Source organism: Streptomyces sp. Je 1-369, assembly GCF_026810505.1.
Classification (GTDB): Bacteria; Actinomycetota; Actinomycetes; order Streptomycetales; family Streptomycetaceae; genus Streptomyces.
In genome coordinates this window covers 3,234,875-3,259,425 of record NZ_CP101750.1, presented here as the reverse complement: position 1 = coordinate 3,259,425, position 24,551 = coordinate 3,234,875, and the positions used below count along the sequence as shown (strand labels likewise).

The following is a 24,551-nucleotide window of genomic DNA, read 5'->3' as shown; positions in this document are numbered from 1 at the left end:
CGTTGAACCATGACGAGCGGGAGCAGGGCTGCTGCCGCACGGGCGAGGAGGGGTTTCCTTGTTGGAGATCGGCACGGAGAACAACGACTCCCTTACGGGGCGCGGCGCGAGCGGCCCGTCCGCGGCGCCCCGGGCGTCCCGGACACCCCAGGCGTCCCGCACGACCGCGCGGCACTGGCCCACCCCGGAGGGCAGCGCCCCGCCCCCCGGCGCGGAGCCCTGCGACGACGAGTGCTGCGACCTGGTCACCGTCCCGGCGAGGCAGGGACTCGAAGCGGTCGACATCCTGCGCCGCGGCGCGGCCGACACGATCGGCCCCGTTCTGCACGACGGCGGCTGCGACACCCTCGGCTTCCTCGTGCCGCCCGGCACCGCCGACGGCTGGGACCTGCCGGGCAGCGCGTGTACGCAGACGTTCGGGCGTGGCATGAGCGTGTACGCGGACCCGGAGCCGGGCCCCACGGGACCCGTCGTCCCGGACCCGCCGGTCGCGGGCACCGGCTGGCTGCTCCCCCCGGACGGCGAGAACGACCCGGTCACCGATCCGGCCGTCCTGCGGGCGGCGCTGGGCCAGGCGGCCCGCACGATCGAAGCGGCGGACAACTGCCGCTGATCACCTGCCGTGATCGGCCCTCCGGCGGGCCCCGCCGTCCCAGTGCGCCGATAATGGGCTGATGGCAAGGAACAAGCGGTCCCGGGAAGCGCGGGAAGCCGTCGTGGAAGAAGTCGACGGCGGGCTCGCCGAGCTCATACCGGACCGGGACAGGGCCCGCGCCTGGACGCTGCTCGTCGACGGCGCGCCGCAGTCCCACGTCGACCTCGACGACCCCGCGTACCTCGACTTCGAGTACCAGCGCAGGATCGGCCACATCGCCGACCTCGTCGCCCCGCCCGGCAAGCCCGTCCACGCCCTGCACCTCGGCGGCGGCGCCTTCACCCTCGCCCGCTACGTCGCCGCGACCCGCCCCCGCTCCACCCAGCAGATCGTCGAGCGCGACACCGCCCTCGTCCAACTCGTCCGCCGTGAACTGCCGTTGGACCCCCAGACGCGCGTCCGCGTACGCGGCACCGACGCCCGCGAAGGCCTCGCCAAGGTCACCGACGGCTGGGCGGACCTCGTCATCGCCGACGTCTTCAGCGGGGCCCGCACCCCCGCCCACCTCACCAGCACCGAATTCCTCGCCGACGTCCGCAGGGTCCTGAAACCCGGCGGGTACTACGCGGCGAACCTCGCCGACGGCCCCCCGCTCGCGCACCTGCGCGGCCAGCTCGCCACCGCCGCCGCGCTCTTCCCCGAACTCGCACTCGCCGCCGACCCCGCCGTGCTCCGCGGCAAACGCTTCGGCAACGCCGTGCTGCTCGCCTCCGACCGCGCGCTGCCCGTCGCCGAACTGACCCGGCGCTGTGCGGGCGACCCGCACCCCGGCCGGGTCGAACACGGCCGCGGACTCCTCGACTTCAGCGGGGGAGCAGCAGCCGTCACCGACGCCGCCGCCGTCGCGTCACCCGCGCCGCCACCGTCGGTCTTCCGCTGAGCAGGCAGAACCGGCGCGTTCAGTACTTGTCGATCTCCACCCGCGGCGCCGTGTCGTGCCACGTGCAGAACACCGACACCCTCGCCGCGCCGCCCGTGAACTCCACGCGGATCCATTTGTCCTGCTTCCACGTCTGGACCGACCAGCCCGTCGCCGGGGTCGCCGAGACCAGCGTCGCCGCGTCCTTGCCGAGGTCGAAGACGACCCGGCCGCCCGGGGTGCTGTAGCTCCTCACCGTGCCGGTGCCGGTGCCGGAGTTCGTCGGGTCGGGCGGGGGCGGCTTCTCGGAGTGGGTGCCGGACGCCGTGGGTGTTCTCGACGGCTTCGGCGAAGTCCGTGACTTCGTGGGTTTCCTCGACGGCGAGGACTCGGGGCGGCGGTGCGTCGAGGAGGCGAGCGGCTCCGCCGGGTCCTGGCCGCCGCCGTCGTCCGCGGCCAGGGGCAGGGCGCGCGGCGGGTCGTACGCCGTGCCCGCCATCACCGTGTGGACGCCCCACCAGGACAGCGTGACCGCCGCGCCCGTGGCGAGCGACCATGCGATTCCGTGTACGAGTCCTCTGTGCATCGCGGGCCATACTGCACCACGCCGCACACTTCCGGGGAGGCTTCCCGGGGAAGACCACGTTCCGCCGTATGGCGTACGGTGCCGCCCATGGCAAGTGTGCTCGTCGTCGAGGATGACCAGTTCGTACGCTCCGCTCTCATCCGGCATCTGACCGAGGCATCGCACACCGTGCGCAGCGTCGGCACCGCCCTGGAGGCGCTGCGGGAGGTCGCCCATTTCCGTTTCGACGTGGTGATCCTGGATCTGGGGCTGCCCGACCTCGACGGGTCGGAGGCGCTGAAGATGCTCCGCGGCATCACGGACGTCCCCGTGATCATCGCCACCGCGCGGGACGACGAGGCGGAGATCGTCCGGCTCCTCAACGACGGCGCCGACGACTACCTCACCAAGCCGTTCTCCGTGGAGCACCTGTCGGCCCGCATGGCCGCCGTGCTGCGCCGCGCGCGCGTCACGGCCGGTGAGGCGCCGCCGAGCAACGTGCTCCAGGTCGGCGGGCTCAGCATCGACCCGCTGCGCCGCCAGGCCGAGCTGGACGGCGCGCGGCTCGACCTGACGCGGCGCGAGTTCGACCTGCTCGCCTTCCTCGCCGGGCGGCCCGGCGTCGTCGTACCGCGCAAGGAACTGCTCGCCGAGGTCTGGCAGCAGAGCTACGGCGACGACCAGACCATCGACGTACATCTGTCGTGGCTGCGCAGGAAACTGGGCGAAACGGCCGCCCGGCCCCGCTACCTCCACACACTGCGCGGCGTCGGCGTGAAGCTGGAGCCGCCGGTGCCGGAGCCACAGCTGTGAGATGGGCCCTGGTCAAGGTCTGCCTCGCCGTCACCACGATGGTCGTGGTGGCCTTCGCGGTACCGCTCGGGCTCGTCGTGAAGGAGATGGCCAGGGACCGCGCCATCTCGAACGCGGAACGGCACGGCGCGGGCATGGGCCCCACCCTCTCCATCACCACCGACCGCGCGGAGCTCACCCGGGCCGTCGCCTCGTCGGAGGCGGGCGGCGACGGACGGATGGCCGTGTACGTGCCGGCCGTCGGGGACACCGAGGCGTTCGAGGTCGGCGACCCGCGGGCCGGGGCGCGCGCGGTCGAGGCCACCCGCAAGGAGGGCAGGGCCAGGACCACCGGGGTCCCCGGCGGCTTCGTGGTGCTCCAGCCGACCGCGCTCAGCTCGGGCACGGCCGTCGTGGAGATCTATGTTCCCGAGGCCGAGGTCAGCAACGGCGTGACCACCGCGTGGGTGGTGCTCGCGGGCGTCGGCGTCGCCCTGATCATCGGCTCGGTGGCGGTCGCGGACCGGTTGGGCGTACGTATGGTGCAGCCCGCCAAGCGGCTGGTGGGCGCCGCGCACGACCTCGGCGAGGGAAAGCTGGGGGCGCGGGTCCCGGAGGAGGGGCCGACCGAACTGAGGCTCGCCGCGGTGGCGTTCAACTCGATGGCCGACCAGGTCGTCCAACTCCTCGCCAACGAACGGGAGCTCGCCGCCGACCTCTCCCACCGCCTGCGGACCCCGCTGACGGTGCTGCGGCTCAACGCGGCGTCGCTGGGCGAGGGCCCGGCGGCCGAACAGACCCGTACCGCCGTCGAGACGCTGGAGCGCGAGGTCGACACGATCATCCGCACCGCCCGCGACGCGAAACCGCAGACGGCGACGGCAGGGCCCGGCACGGGCTGCGACGCCGCCGAGGTGATCCGGGAGCGGATGGCCTTCTGGTCGGCGCTCGCGGAGGACGAGGGGCGCGAGGTCCGGGTGGCGGGCGTCGACCGTCCTGTCCGCATCCCCGTCGCCCGCCCCGAACTGGTCGCCGCCCTCGACGCGCTGCTCGGCAACGTCTTCCGGCACACCGCCGAGGGCACTGCGTTCTCGGTGGACGTCCACAACGGGGAGGACGCCGTGATCGTGCTCGTCTCCGACGCGGGCCCCGGCATCGCCGACCCCGAGGCCGCGCTCGCCCGCGGCGCGGGCTCCGGCGAGGACGGCTCCACGGGCCTCGGCCTCGACATCGTGCGCCGCCTCGCCGAGTCCACGGGCGGCGACCTCCGCATCGGCAGCTCGGTCCTCGGCGGCACAGAGGTCCGCCTCTGGATACAGCTGGACGCGCGCCGCCCCGGAGAGGGGCGCCGGGGCCACCGCGGCCCCGCGGTACGCCGCCGCAAGCGCCCGACCGGCGCGGCCTGAGTCGCTGGGTTCCGGGCCGGTGCTCAGCGGCGTGCGGCCAGGTCCAGCGTCCACCACGGGCCGCCGGGGCCACGGGCCACGCCGACGCCCGCGTCGGTGTAGCGGCAGGTGAGGACGACGGTCCGGTGGGACGGGCTGCGCAGCCACGTCCGTACGGCGGCGCGTGCCGTGTCCGGTCCCGACGCGATGACCTCGCCGGTGGGGCCCACCCGGAACCCGGCGGCCCGCATGCGTCCTGGCGGGCGGCTGCCGTCGGATCCGGTGTGGCTGAGGCGCTTGTGGCGTGACATGTCGGCGCTGTGCCGCTGAGCGGCCTTGCTGAGGGTGATCCGCAGCCGTACGGGACGGCATCCGGCCCCGGCTCTGCGCCGGTTGATCTCGTCGACGAGGGCGGTGGCGCGGGGGCGCCACTGGGTGGGCGCGGGTGCAGGTACGGGTGCGGATGAGGCCCACGCGGGCGTCGGCGGGCAGGCCGGGAGCGTCACGAGGAGAACGATTCCCGGGACCAGTGCCCTGCTGTACGGACCAGTCATGTTTCCCTTTCTCCGTTTGCCGACGGCGCAGCGGGTGCAATTCGCCGGTAATGCGACGTTTTCCATCCTTACGTTAAGGGTGGGGCGGCTTCGCCACCTCTCGGCGCAGGGCCCTTAATCGGCCCCCATCCCTTCCTTAAGCGCACCCTAAGAACCTCAACTCGGCGCCCGGATAACCGTTTTGTCGTTTCCGGCGGGGCTAGCTTGATCGCACCCCACACGCCCCCACCCCCGTACAGCTAAGGCAGGAACGCGATGAGCAGCACGCACCGGCGCACGGTGAGCACCCGGACCAAGGTCATCGGCGGACTCGTCGCCGCGTCCCTCGTCGGCGGCGGCGCCTTCCTCTTCTCCGGCACGGCGCTGGCGACGAAGGCCCCGGCGGAGAACCCCAGCAAGGCCGCGGCCCCCGCCGCCCCCGCCAAGTTCGCCCCCTTCGTCGACACCTCCCTCGCCCCGGCCTACGACCTCCTCGGCACCGCGGAGAAGACCGGCGTGAAGGAGTTCAACCTCGCCTTCGTCACCTCCGGCGGCGGCTGCGAGCCGCTCTGGGGCGGCGCCACCGGCCTCGGCGACGACAAGGTGGCCGCGCAGATCGACGGCCTGCGCGCCAAGGGCGGCGACGTCCGCGTCTCCTTCGGCGGCGCCGCGGGCTCCGAACTCGGCCTCAAGTGCGACAGAACCGACGCCCTCGCCGAGGCCTACGGCAAGGTCGTCGACGCGTACGAGCTGACCAAGGTCGACTTCGACATCGAGGGCGCCGCGCTGCCCGACACCGCGGCCAACACCCGCCGCTCCCAGGCGATCGCGCAGCTCCAGAAGCGGCACCCGGACCTGAACGTGTCGTTCACGCTGCCCGTGATGCCCGAGGGCCTGACCCAGCCCGGCGTCGACCTGCTCGCCAACGCGAAGAAGAACGGCGTGAAGGTCGACGCGGTGAACATCATGGCCATGGACTACGGACCCTCGTACAGCGGCGACATGGGCAAGTACGCCGTCCAGGCCGCCACCGCCACGCAGAAGCAGATGAGGACCGCCCTCGGCCTCTCCGACAAGGCCGCCTGGCAGGCCGTCGCCGTCACCCCGATGATCGGCGTCAACGACGTGACGACGGAGGTCTTCAAGGCCGACGACGCCGCCGAGCTCGTGCGGTTCGCCGAGGAGAAGGACCTCGCCTGGCTCTCGATGTGGTCCTCGACCCGCGACAAGGCCTGCGAGGGCGGCGCGTCCGGCTCCGCGCAGCCGACGTGCTCGTCGATCGAGCAGCAGCCGCTGGCGTTCACGAAGGCGTTCGCCGCGTACAAGTAGGTCAGTCCACCGGGTCAGTCCACCAGGTCAGTCCACGACGAGCTCCGACGGCAACTCGGAAGGCAGCTCCCCGGCGCCCGCGACCGTCGCGTACCAGTGGGCGCTCGACTTCGGCGTGCGGACCTGCGTGTCGTAGTCGACGTACACGGCGCCGAAGCGCTTGCCGTAGCCGTAGGACCACTCGAAGTTGTCCAGGAGTGACCAGAGGTAGTAGCCGCGGACGTCGGCGCCGTCGGCGATGGCCCGCCGGACCGCCGCCAGGTGCTTGTGCAGGTAGGCGATGCGCTCCGGGTCGTGGACGCGGCCGTCCGGGTCGGGCTTGTCGTCGTACGCCGCGCCGTTCTCCGTGATGTACAGCGGGAGCCCCGGCGCCTCGTGCGCGTACCGCATGATCAGCTCGTGCAGCCCGGTCGGATCGATGGTCCAGCCCATCTCGGTACGGTCGCCCGGCGTCTGATGGAAGGCGACGTCGTCGGAGCCCGGCCAGGGGGAGTGGTCGCTCGCCCCGTGCCCGTCGGCGCGCCGGCTGCCAGGGCCTTCCGGCGCGGCCGACACCAGCGCGGGCGTGTAGTAGTTGAGGCCGAGCGCGTCCAGCGGCTGGTGCGCGGCGGCCAGGTCGCCGTCGCGCACGCAGGACCAGTCGGTGACCCGGGCCGTGTCCGCGAACAGGCCGTCCGGGTAGGCGCCGTGCAGCATCGGGCCGTGGAAGATGCCGTTGGCGAGGTGGTCGATGCGCCGCCGCGCGTCCTGGTCCCGCGGGTCGTCCGAAACCGCCCTGACCACAGCCGAGTTGAGGCTCACCGCGACCTGGGCGCGGGTCGGCAGGACGGCGCGCAGCGCCTGCGTGCCGAGGCCGTGGGCGAGGTTCAGGTGGTGGGCGGCGTGCAGGGCGGCCGCCGGGTCGGTGCGGCCGGGGGCGTGGACACCGGAGCCGTACCCCAGGAAGGCGCTGCACCAGGGCTCGTTGAGCGTGATCCAGGAGGAGACGCGGTCGCCGAGCGCCTCGCCGACGATGCCCGCGTACTCGGCGAACCGGTACGCGGTCTCGCGCACCGGCCAGCCGCCCGCGTCCTCCAGCTCCTGCGGCAGGTCCCAGTGGTAGAGGGTCAGGGCGGGCTTGATGTCCCGGGCGAGCAGCTCGTCGACCAGGCGCCGATAGAAGTCGAGGCCGCGCTGGACGGCGGGGCCGCGTCCGGTGGGCTGCACGCGGGACCAGGAGACGGAGAACCGGTAGGCGCTCAGGCCCAGGTCCGCCATGAGCGCCACGTCGTCGCGGTAGCGGTGGTAGTGCTCGACGGCGACGTCACCGGTGTCGCCACCGGCGGTGCGGCCCGGCGTGTGGCTGAAGGTGTCCCAGATGGAGGGGGTACGGCCGTCCTCGCGCACGGCGCCCTCGATCTGGTACGCGGAGGTGGCCGCGCCCCAGAGGAAGTCGGCCGGAAACGTAATGGGTTCAGGCATGGAAGCGCTCCCATGGGTAGAGGAAGAGGCGTGGAGGAGAAAGGAGGGGCGGGGGAGTCCGGGAGCCCACCGGCCCCCGGAGGCTTCCCGGACGTACAGCGACGTACAGCGACGTACAGCGACGTACATCGACGTTCGGCGAGCTCAGCCCTTGACCGCGCCCTGCATGATGCCGCTCACGATCTGCTTGCCGAACAGGATGAACGCGAGCAGCAGCGGCAACGTGCCGAGGAGCGCGCCCGCCATGATCACGGCCCGGTCGGGGATGTACCCCGTGCCGAGTGAGTTGAGTGCCACCTGCACCGTCGGGTTCGACTGGTTCAGCGCGATGATCGGCCACAGGAAGTCGTTCCACGCCATGACGAACGTCAGGAGGCCGAGGACCGCCATCGCGGGCCGCGCCGCGGGGAACACGACGTGCCAGATGATCCGCAGGCTGCTCGCCCCGTCCATCCGCGCCGCCTCGATCAGCTCGCCGGGCAGCGCCTGCAGCAGGTACTGCCGCATGAAGAAGACCCCGAAGGCGCTCACGAAGGTCGGCAGGATCACCGCCTGGAGCTGGTTGGTCCACTGGAGGTCCGCGACCCACAGGTACAGCGGTACGACGCTGAGCTGCGGCGGCACCATCATCGTGCCGATGGTCAGCAGGAGCAGCGCGCCGCTGAACCGGAACTTCAGCTTGGCGAAGGCGAAACCGGCGACGGTGGAGAACAGGACCGTGCCGATGGTGATGCTGCCCGCCACGATCGTGGTGTTCAGCATCGCGTCGCCGAGGCTCGCCTCCGTCCAGGCCCGTTCGAGGTTCTTGAACAGGTTGCCGCCGAACCATACGGGCGGCGGAGTCTGGGCGAGCCGTCCGCTGGTGCGCGAGGCGGCGATGGCCGTCCAGATCAGGGGCGCCAGCGAGACCGCCGTGAACAGCGCGAGTACCGCGTACGTGAACGGGCCCGCGTGCATCGTCCGGCCCGCCGCCTTCCGGCCGAGGGGGCGCGCCTTGCTCTTCATCGGTCCTTCCTCAGGCGTCGGGCGATCAGCATGTTGACCGCGGCGATGAGCAGCAGGATGACGAGCATCAGCCAGGCGACGGCCGACGCGCGCCCCAGGTGGCCGTTGATCCAGCCCTGGTCGTACAGGTAGAGCCCCAGGGTCTGGAACTGGTGGTCGGCGCCGCCCTTGGACCCGGCCGTGCCGCCGAACAGCAGCGGCTCGCCGAAGAGCTGCGTCGCGCCGATCGTGGAGACGACCACCGTGAACAGGATCGTCGGCCGCAGCATCGGGATCGTCACGTGCCGGAACTGCTGCCAGCGCGAGGCGCCGTCCAGCGCCGCCGACTCGTACAGGTCGTGCGGCACGGCCTGCATCGCCGCCAGATAGATCAGCGCGTTGTACCCGGTCCACCGCCAGATGACGATCGACGACACGGCGAACTGCGAACCCCACGACGACTCACGCCAGTTGACGGGATCGAAGCCGACCGAGCCGATCAGCCAGTTGACCATGCCGCCGTCCCACGCGAACAGCAGCGTGAAGACCAGCGAGGCGCTCGCCACGGACGTCGCGTACGGGGCGAGCATCGCGACCCGCCACAGGGTGGAGCCGCGCAGCTTGTAGTTGAGCAGGTGCGCGATGCCGAGCGCGATGGCCAGCTGGGGGACGGTGGAGATGACGCCGATGGTGAAGGTGTTGCCGAGCGCGTTCCAGAAGTACTCGCTCCGCAACAGGTTGGTGTAGTTGTCCAGGCCCAGCCAGGTGCTGTCGTCGAGGTTGGTGAGCTCCAGGCGGTGCAGCGAGGCCCAGCCGGTGTAGAGGAGCGGGAAGAGGCCGAAGGCGCCGAAGAAGAGGAAGAACGGCGCGACGAAGACGTACGGCGACGCCTTGATGTCCCAGCGGTACAGGCGGCTGCGCCAGGGCGACGGCGTGCGGGAGGCCTTGCTCCCGGTCGCGGCCGGGGCCGCGTCCCCCTCGCCGGGGGACGCGGTCTCGGCGTACTCAGCGGTCTCGGACACGTGCGTCACTGTCCCAGAACATCCTTGATCTCCTTCTGGGCCGCGTCCCAGCCCTCCTCGGGAGACTTGCCCTGCTGCTCCACCTGGAGCACACCGATGTCCGTGATGGACTGGCCGATCTGGGCGTCCTTGATGCCGTAGACCGCCGAGGGCGTGTTCTTGGCGATGTCGGCGAAGATCTCCGTGATGGGCGCGTCGCTGAAGTACGCCTTGGTGGCCGCCGACGGCTTCAGCGTGTCGTACGCCGACGGGGTCGACGGGAAGCTCGCCTGCTTGGCGAAGACCTTCGCGAGCTGCTCGGGCCGCGTCAGCCAGACGGCGAGCTCGGTCGCCTCCTTCTTGTGCTTGCCCGCGCTCGGCACGCCGAGGAACGTGCCGCCCCAGTTGCCGTCCGTCGGCGCCTTGGCCATGTCCCACTGGCCCTTGCCCTCCGCGCCGCCCTTCTCCTGGATGTACCCGGCCATCCAGGCGGGGCAGGCCACCGTGGCGAACTTGGCGTTGGCGAAGCCCTGGTCCCACGTCGGGTCGAACTGCTTGAGCTTGGCGGACATGTCGCCCTGCGCGACCTTCATCGCCGCGTCCCACGCGTTCTTGCGGCCCTGGCTGTCCTCGTAGATCTCCTTGCCGCCCTTGTCGTAGTACCGCTCGGTGGCACCGGCGAAGACGGCGTTGTAGACGCTGGAGGCGGAGTCGACGAACTTGGTGCCCTTGGGCGCCTTGTCCATGTACTTCTTGCCGAGCGCGACATACTTGTCCCAGTCGCCCTCCCACTCCTTCGCGAGCTTCTCGCGGTCGGTGGGCAGCCCGGCCTTCTCGAAGAGGTCCTTGCGGTAGCAGAGGGCGGTCGGGCCGATGTCGACGCCGAGGCCGATCGTCTTGCCGTCCTCGGTCGTCGCCTGGTCCCACTTCCAGTCGAGGTACGTCGACTTGTCCACGCCCTTGGCCTTGCCGAGGTCCTCGAACTTGGCGCCCTGCGTCTGCACGACCTCGGTGATGTTGCTGACCTCCACGGCCGCGACGTCGTTGACGCCCGCTCCGGACTGCAGCTGGGTGAGCAGCTTCGGGTAATAGGCGTCGTTCCGCTCGATCACGTTCTCTTTGATCGTGATGTTCGGGTGCGACTTCTCGTACTCGTCGTAGAGACCGGCCTGCTTCAGGCCCAGCACGCCGAACGTGCCGACGTTGAGCGTGATCTTGCCGTCGCCGGCCGAGCCGCCTTCGTCGTCGCTCGAACAAGCGGCGAGCAGGCTCGTGGCCAGCGCGGCGGTGGCCGCGCAGGCGACGAACCGACGGGACCTGCGGGACCGGCGGAAAGTGCTGCTTCGCATGACGTCCTCCTGTTGCCTGACGTGCCGACCCCCCGGCCAACTGCACTGCTGGGCCCGTTGGTTCACTCTGCGGCTCGGGCGGGGAACGTGCGGGTTGTGTACGTGTCAGGTAGTGTGGGAGCGCTCCCACAAGTGATGAGTTGAAGACTCGTGGCTGGCGCCGGGGGTGTCAAGGGACCGGACAGGGAGTTATGTCTTCGGTTATCGGGCCGTTACGGGACGCCGGTGGAATCGGCCCGGGAGCCCGGTGAAGATCGGGCTGTTACATTCCTCGCCGGGGGAAGTGTGACGGGAGGCGGGACTATGGCAGCTCACGCGGCGCGCGGCCGCAGCGGCGGACGGCCCACTCTGGAAGAGGTGGCGGCGCGGGCGGGGGTCGGCCGGGGCACGGTCTCCCGCGTGATCAACGGTTCGCCGCGGGTGAGCGAGGCGACCAGGACCGCCGTCGAGGCCGCCGTGGCCGAGCTCGGGTACGTACCGAACACCGCGGCGCGCGCTCTCGCGGCCAACCGCACGGACGCCATCGCCCTGGTCGTCCCCGAGCCCGAGACCCGCTTCTTCGCCGAGCCGTACTTCTCCGACGTCCTGCGCGGCGTCGGCGCCGAGCTCAGCGAGACCGAGATGCAGCTGCTGCTGATCTTCGCGGGCAACGACCGCAGGCGCCAGCGCCTGGCCCAGTACCTCGCCGCCCACCGCGTCGACGGCGTCCTCCTGGTCTCCGTCCACGCCGACGACCCGCTGCCCGACCTGCTCTCCCAGCTGGAGATCCCCGCCGTCATCAGCGGCCGCCGCTCCGCCGAGGAAGCCCTGCCCTCCGTCGACTCCGACAACTACGCGGGGGCCTGCTCGGCCGTGGAACACCTCCTGGCCCGCGGCCGCACCGCCATAGCCACCATCACGGGACGCCTCGACGTGTACGGGGCGCAGCGCCGCCTGGACGGCTACCGCGCCGCGCTGCGGGAGGCGGGCCGCGAGGTCGACGAGCGGCTGATCGCGCCGGGCGACTTCACCGAGGAGGGCGGCCACCGGGCGATGCGGGAGCTGCTCGCCGCCCGCCCCGGCATCGACGCGGTGTTCGCGGGCTCCGACGTGATGGCGGCCGGTGCCCGTCAGGCGCTGCGCGAGGCGGGACGCCGTATACCCGACGACGTGGCGCTCGTCGGCTTCGACGACTCGGCGATCGCCCGCCACATGGACCCGCCGCTGACGAGCGTGCGCCAGCCCATCGAGGAGATGGGACGCGCGATGATCGACCTTCTCCTCGCCGAGATCGCGGACAGCCGCCCCGCCGCCGCCCGGCGCCTGGAGCGGCGCCAGCTGGTGCTCCCGACGCAGCTGGTGGAGCGGGCCTCTTCCTGAACCGCGGCTCCGTCCTACCCCGCGGCTCCGTCCTGCCCGTCTTCGGTCACAGCGCTCGCGCGCAGGGTCTGCGCCATCTCGCGGGCCAGCTGGGCATGGCGCCGGTGCTCGGTGGCCCGCCGCGCCCGGCCGTGCTCACCGTGGTCATGGGCCAGGCTGTCCTGTGCGTCGGCCAGGGCGTCGAGAGCCGTCGCGGACTGCTCCTGCATGCGGTGCACCCGCGCCTCCAGGTCGGCCCGCTTCGCGGAGCCGCCGGTGGCCCGCTGATGGCCGGAGGCGGCTGCCTCCCGGTCGACGGCGCCCTGCTCCCGCGCGTCACCGGCGTCCGTGCGCCGGAGCGCCGCCTCACTGCGGTCGAGCCGCGCCTGGCTCGCCGTCAGCAGCTTGTGGGACCGGTCGATCTGTTCGTACGAGCGCTCCCGCCGGCTGGGGGAAGTCGCGCCCACGGCACGCTCCCTGTCGTCGACCTCCGTCTCCCAGTCCGCGACATGGCGCTCCCGGTCGTCCGCGTCCTCTTCCCGCCGGTCGGCGGTCTCCTCGCGTTCGTCCGCGCTCCGCTCCCGCTCGTCGGCCGTGCGCTCGCGCGCGTCGGCCAGCCGGTCCCGGGCGTCGGCCGCTTCCCGGCGCTCGCGGTCGTCCCGGGCCGAGGGGCTGCTCTGCGGATCGGTTCCCATGACGGCAGTATGCTCCGTCTGCCGCCTCCCGAGCGCGCGATACGGCCCCCGCACCCACGGCCGAGGAACCTGGCACATGAACTTTCCCGAGTACGGCGGTCCGGGCGACGGCGACGGCTGCGGTGTCGTCGACCACCACCCGGACGGCACCGCCGTCCGGTGCGCGGCGCCGGGCGCGTGGCACATCGCGTGGGAACACGAGGGCCCGGACGAGATCAGAACGTCCTTCGTGTGCGAAGGGCACATGGGAACGGTGCGGGCGCACCACGTCTACCTGGACCGGCATCCCGTAGGCCCGGACTGCACGCACCCCCGCGCCCGCTGGACGGACAGCCGTGTCGGCGCCTGGTGCCGCGCGCCCGACACCGGCTGACGGCCCGCTGACCTCCCCCGCTACTTCACGTCGCCCGTGAAGATGGCGGGCTCCGTCTCCATGTCCATGTCCGGCGAGACCTCGATCTGGATCGTCTTCTCGGCCTTCGGCAGCGCGCACGCCCACGTCACCGTGATGGACCGCCCCGCGAGCAGCTTCGTGTCGGGCCCGCCGTTCAGCCCCTGTTCCGAGTCGAAGATCGATTCGCTGGACTTGCCGGCCTTGCCGTACGAGCAGCTGACGGTGAACATCGACGTGTCGACGGTCGACTTGCCGTTGTTCTTCACCTCGACGCCGAACTTGAGGTACGGGGTGTTCTCCGGCGATCCGTACGAGCCGGACGTGCCCCGGGCGAACTTGGACAGGCCCAGCTGGACGTCGTTCCCGTACTCCACGGTGTCGTTGAGCCCGGACACCTCCCCTTCGGCGCTCTGCGGGTCGGACTCCGGCTCGGGCTCGTCGACCGGCTCCTCCTCGTCCGCGACCACGTCGTCGGCCGGCGCGGAGGCGGCGGCACCGGCGGTCTTCTCCGGCTTCTTGTCGTCGTCACCGCTGTTGACGACGACGATGCCCGTCGCGACGACGGCCGCGATGACCGCGGCGGCCGAACCGATGACGACCGCGTTACTGGGCCCCCGCCTCGGGGGAGGGGGCTGCGGCGGATACATGGGCGGCGGTGGCGGCATGGTGTTACTCATGGGTCCCCCCTGCGGTTGTGCGTTCTCAGCGCATCATGCGCCGATGTGTGGGGCATGTGAGGGGGGCGTGGCTGTTTCGTGATGTCACGATCAGGGAAGCGTCCGCGCCCGGCAGGGGAGCGGGCCGGTCTCGGGCATGACGAAGGCCCGGCCTGCTTTCGCAGGCCGGGCCTTGATCAATCAGGGTGAGTGACGGGACTTGAACCCGCGGCCACCTGGACCACAACCAGGTGCTCTACCAACTGAGCTACACCCACCATGCCCGGTCTTTTGTCGTTCTTCCGACCGGCCGAGAAAAAGTGTACAGGGTCTGGAGGGGTGCTCGCGCACACGTTTTCCCGACCCCGTACACAGGGCTCCCGCCTGGGCTATTCCGCAGGCAGGACGTGCTTGGCCGCGATCGTCCGCGCCGTCTCCGAGTCCGGTCCCGGCTGCGGGACGAAGACCGCCTCGCGGTAGTACCGGAGCTCCGCGATGGACTCACGGATGTCGGCGAGCGCGCGGTGGTTGCCGTTCTTGTCCGGGCTGTTGAAGTACGCCCGCGGATACCAGCGCCGGGCCAGCTCCTTGATGGAGGAGACGTCGACGATGCGGTAGTGGAGGTACTCCTCCAGCGTCCGCATGTCCCGCGCGAGGAAGCCGCGGTCGGTGCCGACGGAGTTTCCGCACAGCGGGGCCTTCCGCGGCTCCTTGACGTGCTCACGTACATACGCCAGGACCTGCTCCTCGGCGTCGGCCGGCGTGGTGCCGCCGGCCAGCTCGTCGAGGAGCCCCGAGGCGGTGTGCATGGTGCGCACCACCTCGGGCATGGTCTCCAGCGCCGCGTCCGGCGGGCGGATCACGATGTCCACACCTTCGCCGAGCACGTTCAGTTCCGAGTCGGTGACCAGTGCGGCCACCTCGATAAGTGCGTCGTCCGTCAACGAGAGCCCGGTCATCTCGCAGTCGATCCACACCATGCGATCGTTCATGCGTCTTACCCTACGGCGCGCTCCTCTGGCCGGGCAGAGGAGCACGTCCTGGTGCGTACATGTCCGAGTTCGGCTTGCCGGGATCGGTCGGCACCGAGGTCGAGGGGCCGAGCGCGCTCGCGGCAGCCGTACGCCGTGACTGGGACGGCACCGGACCCGTCTCCACCAGGGTGGGCATGGCCTGCGCCGTCGCGGGCACGGACTCCAGCGCCCGCTCGCCCTGCGGCCTGCGGGCGCGGTAGGCGGCCCGGTAGGCAGCGGGGGACGAACCCAGCTGGCGTCGGAAGTGCCCGCGCAGCGCCACCGGCGAGCGGAAGCCGCAGCGGCCCGCGACCTCGTCCACCGAGTAGTCGGAGGTCTCCAGGAGCCGCTGCGCCTGGAGCACCCGCTGGGTGATCAGCCACTGAAGCGGCGCGCTGCCCGTGAGCGAGCGGAACCTGCGGTCGAAGGTCCGCCTGCTCATGTACGCGCGCGCGGCCAGCGTCTCCACGTCGAACTGCTCGTGGAGGTGCTCCAGCGCCCAGGCGACGACCTCGGCGAGCGGGTCGGCGCCGATCTCCTCGGGTAAAGACCTGTCGAGGTAGCGCTCCTGGCCGCCGGCCCTGCGCGGTGGCACCACGAGCCTGCGGGCGAGCGCGCCCGCCGCCTCGTTGCCGTGGTCCGTGCGCACGATGTGCAGACAGAGATCGATTCCGGCGGCGGTGCCGGCACTCGTCAGGACGTCCCCGTCGTCGACGAAGAGCTCGCGCGGGTCCACGTGGACGGACGGGTAACGCTTCGCGAGCGTCGGCGCGTACATCCAGTGGGTGGTCGCCGGGCGGCCGTCGAGCAGCCCGGCGGCGGCGAGCACGAACGCCCCCGTGCAGAGCCCGACGATGCGGGCGCCCTCCTCGTGCGCGCGACGCAGCGCGTCGAGCGCCTCGGGTGGTGGTGGCGACGTGATCGACCGCCAGGCGGGCACGACGACCGTGCCGGCCCGGCCGATCGCCTCCAGGCCCTGTGGTGCGGTGAGCTCCAGTCCGCCGGTGGTCCGCAGCGGGCCCTCCTCGCCGGCGCAGACCAGCAGCCGGTAGCGGGGGACACCCGCGTCCTGCCGGTCGATGCCGAACACGGAGAGCGGTATGGAACTCTCGAAAATGGGTCCGCCGCTGAACAGCAGCACCGCTACGATCTCCCGGCGGCGCCGCCCCGAGAGTTTCCGAGCCGCGGCCTCCGGCGCGGCAGTGGAGTCGTGGCTCATGGTGCTAAACCCCCCTCGGGCGTCGCGGCTCCTTGTTCCTGGCGTGCTTGACGTTTTTGACGTGCTTGACGCGCTTGCCTCGCTTGTCGCTCCTGCACGTTTCCCCTCGGTCCTCCACCAGTCCCCCGCCGTAATACAGTCAAGATCGAATCTACTGCGTCCCGTGCTGCCGGGGTGACCAGTTCATCACTCGGCAGATTGTCGACATGGCAACTTGGCGTGAAGCATTCGATCACGAAGCGTTGCACTCGTGCGGCTTGCTGGGAAGTGCGCCTCCGCTCCATGGCCGGTCCCCGTAGGGTGCGGGCGGCCTGAGCGCGGCTTTCAGCCCTGGTCGGAAGGGGGTTGAGGGGGCGTTCGGCCAAGAAATCGACGGCCCCCGGAAGTTGGCTGAAAACCTACGGGATCGTGTGTGTGAATTGGTCAGTCCAACGGTGCACCATCGGCACTCTGACGGGTGCCCCTGTGTGCCCCCACGCCCGTCCTGCCGTGTCGTCCGCGATGTCCTCTGTTCTGTTCTGCAAGCAGTCGCGCGGCGCCCCGCTCCGACTGCCGCAGGAGCACCCGGCACACCCCGGTGACGGCCACGAGCCCGAGCGCCGCGCCGGTCGCGCCGGCCAGCGAGCCCCCGTACCCGACAAGGACGACGGGGACCAGGACGCAGCTGAACGCGGCCCAGCGGACCACGTCGCTCGCCGAGTCCTGCGGGGGTGCGGACGGCTGCTCGTGGGTGCGCTGCCGGTGCGTCGCGAGGGGGTGCTGCTCCGGTGTCCCTTGCTCGGGTGAAGACTCGGGTGAAGAAGGGAAGCGGGTGGAGGGTGGGGACGCGGTCGAAGGTCCATGCACGGCGTGCTCCCTGTGACATATGGCGTAGGACGGTCCAGCGCTGTCCAACGCGGGGCACGTCGGCGAGTCACTGCGGGAGCCCGCGGGTGGCGCCGGACGGGTGGGCAAAACGCCTGTAGGAGGCAGCAACCATTGCCATACGGGCGCGGCTCATGCATGCTCCGGTGAACGCCGGGAGGCCCTTACAGGGTCCGGAACGGGCCCCGACCGGGGCTCTTCGCAGGCTCTGGGCAGAGGAGGAGTGTCGCCGTACCCTTGGGGGTATGGGGTTGGGAAGATGATTCCCGGACGACCTTCCAGGTCCTGAACGTTGCAGCACTTGAAAAAGCCGACCCTCCCACAGAGGACTCCTTCGCCGAGACACCCATGGCCGGTCACGAATTCTCCGAACCAGCGGACCGCAAACGGCAGGTCGCCGATCCCACAGCGACCCCCCGAGCGGCGGAAGAACCGCGTCACTCCTGCGATCCCGCCTTCCTGCACGGTGTCGTCGTCGGCTTCGACGGCTCGACCTCCAGTGAGCGGGCCCTCGCCTATGCGATCGGGATGGCCCACCGCTCCGGGTCCGGCCTGATCATCGTCCACGTCGCCAACCGGCTGCCCACCACGGTGTGGGCGGGCTGCGAGCCTCCGGTCTTCGTCGACGTACCGGATCACCGTACGGAAGTGCTCGGACTCGAACTGGCCTGCGCGGAGTATCTCTCCGAGGTGCCGTGGATCCTCGTCGAGCGCGGCGGCGACATCTGCCACGAGCTGGAGGAGGTCGGCCGTGAGTACAGCGCGGACGCGATCGTCGTCGGCTCCACGCACGGCATCGTGGGGCGCATCTTCGGCTCCGTCGCGGGCCGTCTCGCGCGCCGCGCGCAGCGCCCCGTCGTCGTCATTCCGTAACGCCCGTCCACGCCCCGGCAGTTGGGGCGCGTGGGGCCCAACTCGCCTTGTGTAGTGCATTTGTGGACAGATAAATCTACTCGCGCGTAGAGGTGGTTCGGGCCCCGGGGAAGGGTACATAAGGGTCACAACGGCGTCTCGGACCGGCGGGTGACGGCCATCGGACGAGGCGAGCGCGGGTCGGGGTAATGGGCGACCCCGGCCCTTCGGGAACGACCCCCTGTGTGCTGGTGGCACGCACAGGGGGTCGTTCACATGTGGAGGGTGTGTGCGGTGACTACTCCACCGTCACGGACTTCGCGAGGTTGCGCGGCTTGTCGATGTCCCGGCCGAGCGCCAGCGCCGTGTGGTAGGCGAGCAGCTGGAGCGGGATGCCCATCAGGATCGGGTCCAGCTCGTTCTCGTTCTTCGGGACGAGGATGGTCTGGTCGGCCTTCTCCTGCTCCTGGTGCGCGACCGCGAGGATCTTGCCGCTGCGGGCCTTGATCTCCTCCAGGGCGGCGCGGTTCTTCTCCAGGAGGTCGTCGTCGGGGACGATCGCGACCGTCGGCAGGGCGGGCTCGATGAGGGCGAGCGGGCCGTGCTTCAGCTCGGAGGCGGGATAGGCCTCGGCGTGGATGTACGAGACCTCCTTGAGCTTCAGCGAGGCCTCGCGGGCGACGGGGTAGCCGCGTACGCGCCCGATGAAGAGCATGGAGCGGGCTTCCGCGTACTGCTTGGCGATCTTCTTGATCTCGTCCTCCTGCTTGAGGATCTCCGAGATCTGTCCGGGCAGCTTGCGCAGGCCCTCGATGATCCGCTTGCCGTCGGAGACCGACAGGTCACGGATGCGGCCCAGGTGCAGGGCGAGCAGGCCGAAGGCGACCGTGGTGTTGGTGAAGCACTTGGTCGAGACGACGCAGACCTCCGGGCCCGCGTGGACGTACACGCCCGCGTCCGCCTCGCGGGCGATCGCCGAGCCGACCACGTTCACGACGCCGAGGACGCGGGCGCCCTTGCGCTTGAGCTCCTGGACGGCGGCGAGCACGTCGTACGTCTCGCCGGACTGGGAGACCGCGATGTAGAGGGTGTCGGGGTCGACGACCGCGTTGCGGTAGCGGAACTCGGACGCGGGCTCCGCGTCGGCGGGGATGCGGGCCAGCTCCTCGATCATCTGGGCGCCGATCATGCCCGCGTGGTACGAGGTGCCGCAGCCGAGGATCTTGACGCGGCGCACCTTGCGGGCGTCGTGCGCGTCGAGGTTCAGGCCGCCGAGGTGCACGGTGGAGAAGCGGTCGTCGATGCGGCCGCGCAGGACGCGGTCGACCGCGTCGGGCTGCTCGAAGATCTCCTTGTGCATGTACGTGTCGTGACCGCCCATGTCGTACGACTCGGCCTCCCACTCCACGGTGGTCGGCGACGCGGTCGTGCGCGAGCCCTCGGTGGTGTAGGTGCGGTAGTCGTCGGCCTTGATGGTGGCCATCTCGCCGTCGTCGAGGGTGACGACCTGGCGGGTGTGGGAGACGAGCGCGGCGACGTCCGAGGCGACGAACATCTCCTTCTCGCCGATACCGAGGACCACGGGCGAGCCGTTGCGGGCGACGACGATGCGGTCGTTGAAGTCGGCGTGCAGCACGGCGATGCCGTACGTGCCCTCGATGTGGCGCAGCGCCTCGCGGACCTTCTCCTCCAGCTTGTCGGCCTGGGAGCGGGCGATGAGGTGGGTGAGGACCTCGGTGTCGGTCTCGGAGAGGAACTCGACGCCGTCGGCGGTGAGCTTGGCGCGCAGCTCGGAGGCGTTGTCGATGATGCCGTTGTGGACGAGGGCGACCTTGCCGTCCTCGGAGAGGTGCGGGTGGGCGTTCTCGTCGGAGGGCGCGCCGTGGGTGGCCCAGCGGGTGTGGGCGATGCCGGTCGTGCCCTTGAAGCGGGCCGGGACCTTGGCCTCCAGGTCGCGGACGCGGCCCTTGGCCTTGACCATCTTCAGGCCGCCGGCCTTGGGGGAGGTGACGGCGATGCCAGCGGAGTCGTAACCGCGGTACTCCAGGCGCTGCAGGCCTTCGAGGAGAAGCGGGGCGACGTCACGCTTGCCGATGTATCCGACGATTCCGCACATAAAGGGTGTCCTAGCCGTAGACGATGCGGCGCAGCTGCCTGAGGGTGAGCTCCGGTGGCGCGACCGCGCGGTATTCGAGATCCGCCGAGATCTGTTGGAAGATCGCCGCGTTCAGCAGGCCCTGACCCTGCAGCTCGCGGTGGCGGCGACGGACGAACTGCTCGGTCGTCTCGTCGAAGTAGGCGAGCACGTCCTGGACGACCCGCAGCGCTTCGCCCCGCTGGAGCGGGGTGCTGCGGGTGAGGTGATCCACCAGGTCGTCGTGCATTCGTTGATCCTGGGGTATCGGACACCCTTTCGCAAGAATCCTGCCCGGAATCGGGCAGGGGCGTGTCGAACGGGTCATCCGTGGGCGCGATCGGCGCTCACATGCGGCGCAGGACCGCCTGCTTGGCCGTCGTGAACTCGTCGTCCGTGAGGATCCCGGCCTGGTGCAGCTCGCCCAGCTCCCGCAGGCGGCGCAGGAGCGCGTCGTGGTCGTCGGCGGTGGGCCGCGCCGCACCGTCCTGCGACCCGTCGGCAGCCGGGCCCGTCAGCGTCTTCGGGGCGGCGGGGGCCAACGGGTGCGGCAGGCGGGCCTGTACAGCGGCCGCCACCAGCGCCATCAGCGGGTCCTTCTTGAAGCCCCACAGCTCCACGGAGTTCGGGTCGTACTTCGGCGGGGCCTTGGTCGGCGCGTTGCGCACCGTGAACCGCAGACAGCCGTTCTCCAGACCGGCCGCGGGCTGCCACTCCACCGCCGCGATGTCCGCGAGCGCCAGCGACCGCGTGCCCGCCGCCGTCTTCGCCTCCTCCGTCTTCCAGTTCCACTCCAGACGGATCGTCTCCCCGTCGAAGCTCGCGGTGCCGTCCCCCGCGGAGACGGACAGCGGCACGGAAGGGCCCGTCAGGAGGTACGTGTCGCAGGGCGTCACCGGCACCTGTTCGATCAGATGGGCGTTGCGCACCTCGTCGACCAGATACTCCGCCACCCCGTACCGGTCGGGCTCGACCGTCAGCTGATACGGGTCCGCGGAGTCCGTCAGCTTTCCGCCCGTCGCCTGGAGCAGCGGGTCCGAGCCGTCGCGCAACCGCAGCCGCAACCGCCCCGACTTCTTCCCCTGTTCGAAGGCGATACCCGCCAACGCCGCCAGCGGGACCGTCAGTTCGCCCAGTGTCTTGCGCAGCAGGGACACGTTCTTGTCGTGGCCCGGCACAAGGCGCAGCGTCTCCCCGTCGAAGGTCCAGGTCCCGTCGCGCTGGATGATTTCCGCCATACGAGGATTCTCGCACCGAGCCCTTGGACAAATGGTCTACACCCCTTGACCCCTTGTGGGGGCCGGGTTACCAATGAGGACCGTTCGATTGCGATGCACCACATATGCGCCCGAAGGGACCCGCTTGTGAGATCGCACAGAAGAACGACACGCATTCTCGGCTCGCTGCTGCTCGTGGCGGCCGCCGGAATCTCCTCATTCGCCGCAGCGCCCGCCCCGGGAGAGGCGAGAGCCCCCGCCGCCACACCGCTCGGCCAGGTCGTGCCCGCGCCCCTGGCCGCCGAGCCGGGTGGCACCGGATACGAGATCACCGCCAAGACGCGCATCCGCGTCGGCAAGGGCAACGCCGAGGAGCGCCGCGTCGCCGAATACCTCGCCGAGGTCCTCCGCCCCTCCACCGGCTACCGGCTCCCCGTCACCACCGACAAGGGATCCGACGGCATCCGGCTGCGCATCAGCGCCGAACCGGCGAACAAGGCGCTCGGCGACGAGGGATACCGCGTGATCTCCGCGCGCGGCTCCCTCACGATCACCTCCTGGAGCGGCGCCGGTCTCTTCCACGGCGTACAGACCGTGCGGCAGCAGCTGCCCGCCGCCGTGGAGAAGAGGACGAAGCAGCGCGGCCCCTGGCGGATCGCGGGCGGCACCGTCAAGGACATGCCGCGCTACGGCTACCGCTCCACGATGCTCGACGTGTCACGGCACTTCTTCACCGTCGACCAGGTCAAGCGCTACATCGACCAGGCCGCCCTCTACAAGATGAACAAGCTGCACCTGCACCTGAGCGACGACCAGGGCTGGCGCATCGCCATCGACTCCTGGCCGCGCCTCACGACATACGGCGGCTCCACGCAGGTCGGCGGCGGCAAGGGCGGCTACTACACGAAGGCGCAGTACAAGGAGATCATCGACTACGCCGCCTCGCGGTACCTGGAAGTCGTCCCCGAGATAGACATGCCGGGACACACCAACGCCGCCCTCGCCTCGTACGCCGAACTGAACTGCAACGGCGTCGCCCCGCCGCTCTACACCGGCACCGAGGTCGGCTTCAGCTCCCTGTGCGTCAAGAAGGACGTCACGTACGACTTCGTGGACGACGTGATCCGTGAGCTCGCCGCGATGACGCCCGGCAAGTACCTGCACATCGGCGGCGACGAGGCGCACTCCACCAGCCACGAGGACTTCGTCGCCTTCATGGACAAGGTGCAGCCGATCGTCGCCAAGTACGGCAAGACGGTGATGGGCTGGCACCAGCTGGCAGGCGCCAATCCGGCCAAGGGCGCCGTCGCGCAGTACTGGGGCTACGACAGGACAGGCGCCGCCGAGCGCGAACAGGTCGTGAACGCCGCGAAGAACGGCACCAAGCTGCTGCTCTCACCGGCCGACCGCGCCTACATCGACCACAAGTACACCAAGGACACGCCGCTCGGCCTCTCGTGGGCGGGCTACGTCGAGGTGCAGCGCTCCTACGACTGGGACCCGGCCACCTACCTCAAGGGCGCGCCCGAGGACGCGGTCATCGGCGTCGAGGCGCCGCTGTGGACGGAGACCCTCTCGACCCCCGCCCACCTGGACTACATGGCGTTCCCGCGGCTGCCCGGCATCGCCGAGCTCGGCTGGTCGCCGGCCGCCACGCACGACTGGGACACGTACAAGGTGCGGCTCGCCGCGCAGGCCCCGCGCTGGGACGCGCTGGGCATCGGCTACTACGCGTCGCCGCAGGTGCCCTGGCCCGCCGACAGCTCCCGCAAGTCGTACCACTCCATGAGGAAGGAGGGCACGCCTTCGCGCAGCCCGAGGTAGGCCTCGCGGTGGCTGGAGGCCGCGATCGCCATGTAGGCGCGTTCGACGTCGGTCAGGGTGGCGTTCCGCGGCATCCAGTGCTCCGCCCGGGGGTGCGTCACCCAGGCGTGCACCAGCTCGGCGTCGGTGAGGGGATCGACCGGCCGGAGCGCGCAGTCGAGGCGGGCGGTGGGCAGGTGGAGGTCAGCAAGCGCGGTCAAGGTGCTCTCCCAGGTACTGCTCGGCGTGGCCGGCGATCAGGTCGAGGACGGCTTCGATGTCGGCGGTGGTCGTCTCGGGGCTGAGCAGGGTGAACCTGAGGTACTGGCGGCCGCCCGCCCGGGTGGTCGCCACGACCGCGTCGCCGGAGGTGTAGAGCTCCTTGCGGGCGTACAGGTTGGCGCGGTCGATCGCGGCGGGCGAGCAGATCGTCGCGGGGATGTAGCGGAAGACGAGCGTGGAGAGCTGCGGCTCGGACACGACGTCGAAGCGCGGGTCGGCGAGGAGCAGTTCCCAGCCGCGGGTGGCCAGGCCGCAGACCTCGTCGAAGAGGTCGCCGATGCCGTTCGCGCCCATCACGCGCAGCGTCATCCACAGCTTCAGCGCGTCGAAGCGGCGGCTCGTCCGCGGCTCGGGAAGCGCCCGGTCCCGTACCAGGACGGCGGACGAACCCACCGGCTGGAAGAAGGACTTGTCGAAGTCCACGGTGACGGAGTCGGCGCGCTCGATGCCGTCGATGAGGTGCCGGTTGCGGCGCGATGCGAGCAGCCCGCAGCCGTACGAGGCGTCCACGTGCAGCCATGTGCCGTACTGCGCGCAGAGCCCGGCGATCTCCGGCAGCGGGTCGATGGAGCCGAAGTCGGCGGTGCCCGCGGTGGCGACGACCGCCATGGGGGAGAGGTCGTCGCGTGCGCAGCGCTCCAGCGCGCGGGCGAGGGCCACGGTCTGCAGGCGTTTGTCGCGGTCGGTGGGGACGGTCACGACGGCTTCGTCGCCGAGTCCGAGCAGCCGGGCCGTGCGCCGGACGCCGGTCTGGGCGGCCTCGGAGACGAAGACGCGCAGGGCGGCGGGGTCGCGGTCCGCGGCCTCCTCGCGGGCGAGCAGCAGCGCCTGCAGTTCGGCGTCGGCGCCTCCGTCGGTGAACGCTCCCCCGGCGGCCGGTCCGAGGCCGATGCGCTCGGCGGTCCAGTCGATGAGGCGGCGCTCGATGAGCGGGGCGCCGGGCGGCTGGTCCCAGGTGCCGAGGTGGCGGGGGCCGTGGGGGCGTACGGCGTCCCCCACATGCAGCTCGTCGAGTTCGTCGAGGGCCGCGAGGGTGTCGTACAAGGGCTCGTCCAGGTCGACGGACGCGACTCCTGCGGTCACGGAGGTGCGGTACCGCTCCGCGGTGGTGCCGTTGAGCAGGTGCGAGCGCATGGGTTGTCCTCCGGGTGAGGGATTAACTTAGGCAAGC

The 24,551-nt window shown here is 70.9% G+C and carries 25 protein-coding genes and 1 tRNA gene; 9 read left to right on the top strand and 17 right to left on the bottom strand.

Translation table 11 applies throughout. From position 1 onward, the window contains the following. Positions 1–58 precede the first annotated feature (58 nt). Together NOO62_RS14780 and NOO62_RS14775 are read left to right on the top strand one after the other, a co-directional pair. Positions 59–613 (top strand): hypothetical protein, encoded by a 555-nt coding sequence (locus tag NOO62_RS14780; protein ID WP_414930825.1) that lies wholly within the window; start codon positions 59–61, stop codon positions 611–613. A gap of 61 nt (positions 614–674) precedes the next feature. Then, on the top strand, positions 675–1,535 hold the full coding sequence (locus NOO62_RS14775; protein WP_268771354.1) for a spermidine synthase: 861 nt from the start codon (positions 675–677) through the stop codon (positions 1,533–1,535). A 19-nt stretch (positions 1,536–1,554) separates the two neighbouring features. Here the strand turns inward: NOO62_RS14775 and NOO62_RS14770 are convergent, their stop codons facing one another. After that, positions 1,555–2,100, bottom strand: coding sequence for a hypothetical protein (locus tag NOO62_RS14770; protein ID WP_268771353.1), 546 nt, complete (start codon positions 2,098–2,100; stop codon positions 1,555–1,557). Positions 2,101–2,187: 87 nt separating this feature from the next. Here NOO62_RS14770 and NOO62_RS14765 point away from each other — a divergent pair, with 87 nt between their 5' ends. Further along, complete coding sequence (locus tag NOO62_RS14765; protein ID WP_268771352.1) at positions 2,188–2,892, top strand: response regulator transcription factor; 705 nt, start codon at positions 2,188–2,190, stop codon at positions 2,890–2,892. After that, positions 2,889–4,277: a sensor histidine kinase gene (locus tag NOO62_RS14760; RefSeq protein ID WP_268771351.1), complete on the top strand. Its 1,389-nt coding sequence runs from the start codon at positions 2,889–2,891 to the stop codon at positions 4,275–4,277. Before NOO62_RS14765 ends, NOO62_RS14760 begins: the two co-directional genes overlap by 4 nt. A gap of 23 nt (positions 4,278–4,300) precedes the next feature. Here NOO62_RS14760 and NOO62_RS14755 read toward each other — a convergent pair whose 3' ends face one another. Next, complete coding sequence (locus tag NOO62_RS14755; RefSeq protein ID WP_268771350.1) at positions 4,301–4,810, bottom strand: CAP domain-containing protein; 510 nt, start codon at positions 4,808–4,810, stop codon at positions 4,301–4,303. A 255-nt stretch (positions 4,811–5,065) separates the two neighbouring features. On the opposite strand from NOO62_RS14755, the gene NOO62_RS14750 reads away from it, so the two are divergent. Then, a complete protein-coding gene (locus NOO62_RS14750) occupies positions 5,066–6,118 on the top strand; it encodes a chitinase (RefSeq protein ID WP_268771349.1) in 1,053 nt (350 codons plus the stop codon). 27 nt (positions 6,119–6,145) lie between these two features. Here NOO62_RS14750 and NOO62_RS14745 read toward each other — a convergent pair whose 3' ends face one another. From NOO62_RS14745 to NOO62_RS14730, 4 genes are all read right to left on the bottom strand, one after another. Beyond that, positions 6,146–7,579 carry a GH1 family beta-glucosidase gene (locus NOO62_RS14745; RefSeq protein WP_268771348.1) on the bottom strand — a complete coding sequence of 478 codons (1,434 nt, stop codon included), beginning with the start codon at positions 7,577–7,579 and terminating at the stop codon, positions 6,146–6,148. Positions 7,580–7,723: 144 nt separating this feature from the next. Then, complete coding sequence (locus NOO62_RS14740; protein WP_268771347.1) at positions 7,724–8,584, bottom strand: carbohydrate ABC transporter permease; 861 nt, start codon at positions 8,582–8,584, stop codon at positions 7,724–7,726. Further along, positions 8,581–9,594: a carbohydrate ABC transporter permease gene (locus NOO62_RS14735; RefSeq protein ID WP_414930824.1), complete on the bottom strand. Its 1,014-nt coding sequence runs from the start codon at positions 9,592–9,594 to the stop codon at positions 8,581–8,583. The genes NOO62_RS14740 and NOO62_RS14735 overlap by 4 nt, the downstream gene beginning before the upstream one ends. Then, a complete protein-coding gene (locus NOO62_RS14730) occupies positions 9,591–10,913 on the bottom strand; it encodes an ABC transporter substrate-binding protein (RefSeq protein ID WP_268771345.1) in 1,323 nt (440 codons plus the stop codon). Before NOO62_RS14730 ends, NOO62_RS14735 begins: the two co-directional genes overlap by 4 nt. Positions 10,914–11,216: 303 nt before the next feature. Here NOO62_RS14730 and NOO62_RS14725 point away from each other — a divergent pair, with 303 nt between their 5' ends. Further along, a complete protein-coding gene (locus tag NOO62_RS14725) occupies positions 11,217–12,272 on the top strand; it encodes a LacI family DNA-binding transcriptional regulator (protein WP_268771344.1) in 1,056 nt (351 codons plus the stop codon). 14 nt (positions 12,273–12,286) lie between these two features. Here NOO62_RS14725 and NOO62_RS14720 read toward each other — a convergent pair whose 3' ends face one another. Continuing rightward, positions 12,287–12,946, bottom strand: a complete 660-nt coding sequence (locus NOO62_RS14720; RefSeq protein ID WP_268771343.1) for a hypothetical protein — start codon at positions 12,944–12,946, stop codon at positions 12,287–12,289. 76 nt (positions 12,947–13,022) lie between these two features. Between NOO62_RS14720 and NOO62_RS14715 the strand changes: the two genes are divergently transcribed. Next, positions 13,023–13,319 carry a hypothetical protein gene (locus tag NOO62_RS14715; protein ID WP_268771342.1) on the top strand — a complete coding sequence of 99 codons (297 nt, stop codon included), beginning with the start codon at positions 13,023–13,025 and terminating at the stop codon, positions 13,317–13,319. A 20-nt stretch (positions 13,320–13,339) separates the two neighbouring features. Here NOO62_RS14715 and NOO62_RS14710 read toward each other — a convergent pair whose 3' ends face one another. The 5 genes from NOO62_RS14710 to NOO62_RS39115 all read right to left on the bottom strand — a co-directional run bounded on the left by NOO62_RS14710 (position 13,340) and on the right by NOO62_RS39115 (position 17,074). Then, entirely contained in the window at positions 13,340–14,017 is a 678-nt protein-coding gene (locus tag NOO62_RS14710) for a hypothetical protein (RefSeq protein ID WP_268771341.1), read from the bottom strand. A gap of 184 nt (positions 14,018–14,201) precedes the next feature. After that, positions 14,202–14,274 (bottom strand) — tRNA-His (locus tag NOO62_RS14705). A 111-nt stretch (positions 14,275–14,385) separates the two neighbouring features. After that, complete coding sequence (orn, locus tag NOO62_RS14700) at positions 14,386–14,988, bottom strand: oligoribonuclease (protein WP_268771340.1); 603 nt, start codon at positions 14,986–14,988, stop codon at positions 14,386–14,388. A 10-nt stretch (positions 14,989–14,998) separates the two neighbouring features. Then, entirely contained in the window at positions 14,999–16,228 is a 1,230-nt protein-coding gene (locus NOO62_RS14695) for a GlxA family transcriptional regulator (RefSeq protein ID WP_268771339.1), read from the bottom strand. A gap of 423 nt (positions 16,229–16,651) precedes the next feature. Continuing rightward, positions 16,652–17,074 (bottom strand): hypothetical protein, encoded by a 423-nt coding sequence (locus NOO62_RS39115; protein ID WP_321170574.1) that lies wholly within the window; start codon positions 17,072–17,074, stop codon positions 16,652–16,654. A 366-nt stretch (positions 17,075–17,440) separates the two neighbouring features. Between NOO62_RS39115 and NOO62_RS14685 the strand changes: the two genes are divergently transcribed. Continuing rightward, positions 17,441–17,965, top strand: a complete 525-nt coding sequence (locus NOO62_RS14685) for a universal stress protein (protein ID WP_150168192.1) — start codon at positions 17,441–17,443, stop codon at positions 17,963–17,965. Between the two features lie 277 nt (positions 17,966–18,242). Here NOO62_RS14685 and glmS read toward each other — a convergent pair whose 3' ends face one another. From glmS to NOO62_RS14670, 3 genes are all read right to left on the bottom strand, one after another. After that, positions 18,243–20,060 carry a glutamine--fructose-6-phosphate transaminase (isomerizing) gene (glmS, locus tag NOO62_RS14680; RefSeq protein WP_268771338.1) on the bottom strand — a complete coding sequence of 606 codons (1,818 nt, stop codon included), beginning with the start codon at positions 20,058–20,060 and terminating at the stop codon, positions 18,243–18,245. Between the two features lie 10 nt (positions 20,061–20,070). Next, positions 20,071–20,328 (bottom strand): hypothetical protein, encoded by a 258-nt coding sequence (locus NOO62_RS14675; protein WP_055565532.1) that lies wholly within the window; start codon positions 20,326–20,328, stop codon positions 20,071–20,073. Between the two features lie 97 nt (positions 20,329–20,425). Then, on the bottom strand, positions 20,426–21,316 hold the full coding sequence (locus NOO62_RS14670; protein ID WP_268771337.1) for a DUF4429 domain-containing protein: 891 nt from the start codon (positions 21,314–21,316) through the stop codon (positions 20,426–20,428). Between the two features lie 126 nt (positions 21,317–21,442). Here NOO62_RS14670 and NOO62_RS14665 point away from each other — a divergent pair, with 126 nt between their 5' ends. Continuing rightward, the gene (locus tag NOO62_RS14665) at positions 21,443–23,119 is read left to right on the top strand and encodes a beta-N-acetylhexosaminidase (protein WP_321170573.1); all 1,677 of its coding nucleotides are present in this window, start codon (positions 21,443–21,445) and stop codon (positions 23,117–23,119) included. Here the strand turns inward: NOO62_RS14665 and NOO62_RS14660 are convergent. Together NOO62_RS14660 and NOO62_RS14655 are read right to left on the bottom strand one after the other, a co-directional pair. Continuing rightward, positions 23,023–23,319, bottom strand: a complete 297-nt coding sequence (locus NOO62_RS14660) for a GNAT family N-acetyltransferase (RefSeq protein ID WP_321170572.1) — start codon at positions 23,317–23,319, stop codon at positions 23,023–23,025. The genes NOO62_RS14665 and NOO62_RS14660 overlap by 97 nt on opposite strands. Further along, positions 23,303–24,514, bottom strand: coding sequence for a pyridoxal phosphate-dependent decarboxylase family protein (locus NOO62_RS14655; RefSeq protein WP_268771336.1), 1,212 nt, complete (start codon positions 24,512–24,514; stop codon positions 23,303–23,305). Before NOO62_RS14655 ends, NOO62_RS14660 begins: the two co-directional genes overlap by 17 nt. Positions 24,515–24,551 lie beyond the last annotated feature (37 nt).